Source organism: Flavobacteriales bacterium (assembly GCA_013001705.1).
Lineage (GTDB): Bacteria > Bacteroidota > Bacteroidia > Flavobacteriales_D > JABDKJ01 > JABDLZ01.
The window spans coordinates 1-4,531 of the sequence record JABDLZ010000147.1; the positions used below are offsets into that span (position 1 = coordinate 1).

At 49.9% G+C, this 4,531-nt stretch carries 2 protein-coding genes; both read left to right on the forward strand.

The window, feature by feature from the left end; all coding sequences use genetic code 11:
- The first annotated feature begins 32 nt into the window (after positions 1-32).
- Complete coding sequence (locus HKN79_06095) at positions 33-794, forward strand: hypothetical protein (protein ID NNC83129.1); 762 nt, start codon at positions 33-35, stop codon at positions 792-794.
- A gap of 23 nt (positions 795-817) precedes the next feature.
- Positions 818-4,483, forward strand: coding sequence for a BamA/TamA family outer membrane protein (locus HKN79_06100; protein ID NNC83130.1), 3,666 nt, complete (start codon positions 818-820; stop codon positions 4,481-4,483).
- Positions 4,484-4,531 lie beyond the last annotated feature (48 nt).

Genomic DNA, 4,531 nt, shown 5'->3' on the forward strand with positions numbered 1-4,531 from the left:
TGGCTGAAGGAGTACCACAATCAATAACTCCTATGAGTATGACCAATGAGACTTATGACGTAGCTCTGCATAGAGCCGCACAGTACCTAGCGACCTTTGGAAAGAATTTCTGTGAATCCAAGGAGGATGATAGCCATACCAATCTGGAGTGGGTAGTTGGAGACCATCTGTTGCGAAGTCGGGAGGCCCCTGGAGGCAGACAGCTTATCCTCAATTGTGAGGAATTGGCTCTACAATGGATAGGGGACAGACCCCTACGATTGACACTGGCAGGTAGGACACATGGTGAGGTGATCGTATGGATGCATCACGCAGCTGTGCAGAATGGACTAGCCGACTATGAATTTCATCTACATTACCGATTACCCTCTGGACCGATACCACACGACTACGTGTACCCGCGACCTGATGCTCAACGTGCAGAGCAGGTCTGCTCATACCGGGATAACGCTCAAAGATCCTGCGAAGAGATCCGCTCTGCGTTCGACCTCGATACGGAGATACGTGTATGGCCGCATCACTTCGATACGGGGGCCTTCGCCAAGCTCACAGGTTATGCTATCGGATACGGTCTCGCTGTCCCTGATACTGTGATCGACTCCTACTATCTCTACGTGTCGGCCTACAGGGACGATGAATCAGTGGATCCAAGTCACTTCCCACCGCTCGATATGGGTGAGTGGAGATCGGGAGAATTCACTGGTGCTGTTTGTTCTGTGACAGATCTTTCATCTCAAGATCATGCCCGATTTCTCAAGGAGGCCATCGAACAGTTCCAAAAGGCTCTTGCATGAAAATTGCGTAGTAGATTCTTACTATGACTGCACCGAACAACATCGCTCACTACCCAGTGGCATTCATTGCTCTTTTTCTTTCCATCATACCCTCATTTCTTTTTGCTCAAGTCGAACTTCTCCCTTCTCTTCCGGATGCTCCGATACATAAGGAGATCCTCCTTATAGGAAATACGGGAGGTGCACCTGATGAACAAATCGGGCTGGCGCTGGCCCGACCATATATGGATGCATCTGATGATGTACTCACGCTTTTCTTGGGAGATATGATCATACCGCGAGGTATGGAAGAAAAAGCCGAGCGCTTCGAGCAGGGAAAGCGCCTCCAATTGGATAGGCAACTCGATTTTGCAGAGAATTATCCCGATCGGGTCTTCTTCACTCCCGGGGACAAGGATTGGGATGACGGTGGGAGAAGAGGTCGCAAGAGCGTACAGCGATTGGAGGATTACATTCAGGACAGACTGGATTGGGATGCACTCATCCCCGATAATGCCTGTGCAGGACCTGAGGTAGAAGAGCAAGGTCTGGTCAATATCATCGCCATCGATACCCAATGGTGGCTGCATAGATACGAGCGCAGCATAGGACAAGCCGATGGATGCGATGCCGTGGATGAGTTGGGGTTCATTGACGCAGTCAAGGCCGCTCTGAAGGATAGTAGGAATCAACATACCCTGCTCATCGGCCATCATCCGGTCATGAGTTTTGGTCACCGAGGTGGGAGATTCCCCTTGTCCGATCACATATTCCCGTTACATCACATCACCGATAAGGGCTACGTACCCTTGCCACTGATCGGCAGTCTCTATCCGCTCTACCGCTCCTCGATAGGAGAGCGGCAGGATATCCAACATCCACGCTATCGTGACTTGAGCGATCATCTCATCGATGCAATATCAGACTTCGGTCAGGTGGTCTATGCTTCTGCCCATGAATACAATTTCCAGCATATACCCTTGGAGAATAATCACTTGGTGATATCTGGAGCTTCTACCAAGGCTCTGCACGTCAGTGATCATAGTCGACTTGCCGGTGCCTCCAAGAAGAAAGGGATATCCCGGCTCATCTACTTTGAGGATGGATCGGTCTGGCTGGAATACATCGCTCTTGAAGAAGCAGGGCCTGAAGTGGTCTATCGCTCCTTCCTCTATCAGAAGGATATCATCGCATTGGACGAGAGCATAGATGTCCCTGAGAAGAGTTACGCGGGAAAGAAAGCGACCGTTTGGGTGGACAGTACCTATCATACCAAAGGCATCGAGCAGTTCTTTATGGGTGAGCTCAACCGCCCTCTGTGGACCACCCCCATCGAAGTACCTTATCTTGATATACACTATGAGAAAGGCGGTCTGCGCCCGGTGAAATTGGGAGGCGGCATGCAGACCAAGAGCCTGCGACTGGTCGGGGGAGATGGGCATGAGTATGTATTGAGAAAACTGCAGAAAAGCGCTGAATTCCTCGTGGAGAAAGGCTTACGCAGGACGATTGTCCGTAAGATCATCTACGATGGGATAGCTGGTTCTCATCCCTATGCAGCTATAGTCATCCCCGCACTCTCTGATACCTTGGGCATCTACCATACCTCACCCCGATTGGTCTATGTGCCTGATGACCCCATACTGGGCGATGTTCGGGATGAATTCGGAGGGACCTTTTGTCTGTTCGAGATACGTCCTGATGACGACATGTCCGACCTGGATGAATTCGAGGATTCCGATGAGATCATCGGATATACCTCGGTGGTGGAGAAGGTACACGACAAGCGTTCCCATAGAGTCGATGAGCCATTCGTTCTTCGCAATCGGCTTTTCGATATGCTCATAGGTGATTGGGATAGACACGATGATCAGTGGCGATGGATTGCTTTTGAAGAAGGGGATCATACGATCTATCGTCCGGTGCCTAGGGATCGTGATCAGGCTTTCTTCAAATTCGATGGTCTACTACCCAATATTGCCAACCGGAAATGGCTTACCCGAAAATTTCAGGATTTCAGCCCGGAAGTAAGGGATATACGCGGTCTCAATTACAACGCGCGGCATTTTGATAGGGCCTGGCTCACCTCCCTAGAACGCAAAGATTGGAAAGAGCAGGTGAGATATATCCAATCGCGCTTGACCGATGAGGTCATCGATCGGGCCATAGATGGATTTCCACCCGAAGCATTGGAATTCAATGGGGATCATTTGAAATCCACACTCAAAGCACGAAGGGACAACTTGATGGAAATCGCTATGGAGTATTATGATATCCTAGCAGAGAGTGTCTCCATCACTGGGAAGATGAAGGACGACTACTTCAAGTTGGAGCGTGTAGAAGGCGGACTCAAGGTGGCTATCTATCCGAAAAAGGATGATCGGCCCGTCTGGGATGAACCCATGTATGAGCGGCTCTTCCATGCAGATGAGACCAAAGAGGTGTTACTCTTCGGGCTGGATGGTGACGACACCTACCATATCACCGGAGAGGTGGATAAGAGCGTACTGGTGCGTATCATAGGAGGGGAGGAACGCGATAGTGTCATAGACCTTTCAAAAGACCGTGGAATACGCCATATGACACGTTACTACGATGACCGGGACCAGAACACCGTCATCCATAAAGGAGAGACACGCGTAGAATTCAAGACCGCACCCAACGTGGTCCACTATAAACGCAGGGCCTTCCGCTACGATAGATACCTACCTCAGCCCTTTGTCGGTATCAATCCCGATGACGGCCTTTTATTAGGTGTGGGGATCTCATGGGTCAGGGAAGGATTCAACAAAGAACCCTATAAGCGGAAGCAGCGAGTGAAGGCCAATGGCAGCTTTCGCACCGGGGCCTTCAATGTGGAATATTTTAACCACTTTGTAGAAGTTCTAGGACCGTTCGACCTAGGCTTGGAAGTCGATATCCGCCAACCGTTCAATTTTATTTACAATGGATTCGGAAACGATACCGAACGCTTGAGGAACAGCGATACCCGGGTCCGCCTGGACATGGTGTCACTCAATCCTTTTATAAGTCTGACCAATGCTACGGGAAGTAGTCAGTTCAGAGTGACAGGAGAATTGAGTCGCTACGAATTCCTGAGGGACGAGTATGAAGGTCCCCTTGAAATACCTTCGGTTAGTGATGAATTCTACGGGGGTGGGGTCGAATATCGCTTCGAGAATGACGATGACCGCCTGATCCCATCTCGGGGTATCCATGCATTTCTGGGTGCACAAAGACTCTTCAATCTGGATAGCGATAGGGAATTCGACCACAGCAAATTCCAAGGTCAGCTCGTGCTTTATTTCCCGATTGGATTCGTGCCTGGGCGCGCTACGCTTGCCCTGCGTAGCGGAGGTGAATATCTGGATGGCGATTTCCCCTTCTACCGTTCAGCCTTTGTAGGAGGTCAATCGGAGGTAAGAGGTATGCTGAGGAACCGCTTCGCTGGAAGAGCTGCTCAGTATAACAATGCAGAGTTGCGTGTCCACTTGGCCAGGGCCAACAGTGTAAAGCCATTGACCTTAGGTCTCTTTGCTCACTATGATGTGGGAAGGGTTTGGGTCGATGACGATATGGACTCTTCATGGCACAACTCCATTGGAGGAGGCCTCTATCTCAAGATATTGAACTATCTGACCATCAACTCCACCTATAGCGTGAGTGATGTGGATTCGGTCTTTCAACTCAGACTTGGCTTCTTTTATTGATACGAATCCTGACAACCCAATAAACTGGTATCGCATTTGAATAGATGA